The organism is Intestinibacter sp. (assembly GCF_051866655.1).
In the GTDB taxonomy this organism is placed as follows: Bacteria; Bacillota; Clostridia; order Peptostreptococcales; family Peptostreptococcaceae; genus Intestinibacter.
Genome location: NZ_JBJDXL010000101.1, coordinates 1 through 1563, shown reverse-complemented (window position 1 = coordinate 1563; position 1563 = coordinate 1). Strand labels below are relative to the sequence as shown.

Below are 1563 nucleotides of genomic sequence, written 5' to 3'. Positions count from 1 at the left end.
CTTAATCATAACATTGAATAAATCAATTAAAAATAAATGAAGAAATCTACAATAATAAAGTATACAAAAATACTGCAGGATGTCAAGAAGAGCGGACAGAAGTTGCACGCTTTCTGTACACAGCATGGCATCAATTATAACAGTATTGTAACTACTGTCTCTATGCTAAAGAGACAAAACGATGAGGAGACTGAAGAGGTTAGAAATCTTATAAGCCTATATAATGACGTAGTTTCTAAGAAGAAGGAAATTCTAATGGAGAAGAAGGTAGATACTGATGATAGGGCTGATACCTCCTATATTAGAGATGAAAATGGGCGTATCAGGTATTATGGCTACCAAATATATCGGAGAGACAAAGCTCCAGTATGTGGAAAGCTTACTAGGGAAGAAATGAATACCATCCATAGACTATATTCGTATTATGGAGATTCCCTAACTCAAAGAGTAGTATCTAGGCATTTCGTGGATCTATCTTTAATAGACTTCAAGAGAATACTAAGAGCCTTTAATATAACTAAAGCTTCAGCTCCGTTTGCTCCTCATATGCTAGAAGAATGCTCTGAAGACGAGCTAAGAGAGATTCAACTTCGGGAAAAAGAGAATAGTTTTCTCAGAAAAGCAGAAGAGGATCAAATCAGAAATAACGAGAAACTTCTTAAGAAGTATGCTCAAGAAAACCTTGAATTAAAGAGACAACTTAGAGCCGCTTCTGAATTTACCATAAGTATTCCAGATAATATAAATCCTACTATAATAGAGGATACTCCAAACTCAAATCCTAGTATAAATCTATACGTATCTGATCTTCATCTAGGAGCAATGGTTACCTCTGGTACTATGTATGGAGAAAATAAGAGCTACGGTTTTGAAGAAGCCAAAAGGAGATTATCTGAAGTTCTTATTAGACTGAAGAAAATTGGCAGTTATAATACAATTAATGTTGTTCTTATGGGGGACAATATAGATTGTTCTGGATTCTTTGGAAAGACCGCTAGATTAGATCACGATATGCCAGAGAATATGGATGCTAGAGAACAGGCAAATAAGTTCATAGAGTTAATGATGTGGTTTATAAGCACCTTAGCTGCTAAAGAGAATGGGTTCTGCTCTAAACTAAACATTTTCTCAGTTCCTTGTGGAAATCATGGAGGAAACTTTGAATATATGTGCAATAAGGCACTGTTGGCTCTTGTAGGAGCTCAGTATCTGAATGTGACTACTACTTTCTGGGAAGAGTTCTTCGGGATATTTGAGCAAGATGGAGAGACTTTTGTATGCTGTCATGGAAAGGACGATCAGTATATGAAGAAAGGACTCCCTCTTAACTTGGACGATAAATCAAAAGTCATGCTATATGAGTGGTTGCATGATCAAGGCATTTACACAGATAGAGTGCATTTTATAAAGGGAGACCTTCATTCGAATTCTCTAAATTCATGTAAGAGACTGGACTATAGAAATGTACTTAGTCTGTTCGGGGCGTCAGATTACTCTAATTACAACTTCAGTAGAAATTCCCATGGATTATCGTATGACCTAATGGTAGGAGGTAATCTCTTA

At 36.1% G+C, this 1563-nt stretch carries 1 protein-coding gene; it reads left to right on the top strand.

Translation table 11 applies throughout. The features are described 5' to 3' along the window. Window positions 1-162: 162 nt before the first annotated feature. The coding region (locus tag ACI3VO_RS02655; RefSeq protein ID WP_439756429.1) for a hypothetical protein at window positions 163-1563 on the top strand (1401 nt) is incomplete at its 3' end.